The sequence below is a fragment of the Stenotrophomonas sp. INTA L402-1 genome, assembly GCF_059295135.1.
In genome coordinates this window covers 1-576 of the sequence record NZ_JCAFWP010000191.1, presented here as the reverse complement: position 1 = coordinate 576, position 576 = coordinate 1, and the positions used below count along the sequence as shown (strand labels likewise).

1 protein-coding gene is annotated in these 576 nt (G+C 63.2%); it reads left to right on the top strand.

Annotation, left to right across the window (positions count from 1 at the left end):
• Window positions 1-2: 2 nt before the first annotated feature.
• The coding region (locus tag AC5O77_RS22275; protein WP_494507232.1) for a GntT/GntP/DsdX family permease at window positions 3-576 on the top strand (574 nt) is incomplete at its 3' end.

Here is a 576-nt window from a genome sequence, read left to right as displayed (position 1 = left end):
GAATTGCAGTTTATGACGAACACGCCGGTTTGTTAGCCAATCAATTATACAGTCAGGTGAAGCTACATGCGGACTACGGCGGCGTAGTGCCGGAGCTGGCCTCGCGCGATCACGTGCGGAAAACCGTGCCTCTGATCCAGGCGGCGTTAAAAGAAGCCAATCTGTCCGCTGCCGACATCGACGGCGGAGCCTACACCGCCGGACCTGGCCTGGTGGGCGCATTGCTGGTCGGGGCAACCAGTGGTCGCGCGCTGGCGTTTGCCTGGAACGTGCCGGCGGTGCCGGTGCACCATATGGAAGGCCACCTGCTGGCGCCGATGCTGGAGGATAACCCACCGGCATTTCCGTTTGTCGCGCTGCTGGTCGTCAGCCTGCTGGTGGCGCTGGCCGCCGGCATTCCAACCGGTGAGGTCATGAAAGTGCTGACCGCCGGCCTGGGAGGCGTGCTCGGCTCGGTTACCATTATTATCGGCCTCGGTGCGATGCACGGCCGGATGATAGAACATTCCGGCGGTGCTGAATCGCTGGCCCAGCGCTTCAGCCAGGCGCTGGGGCCTAAACGCACCAGTGCCGCAC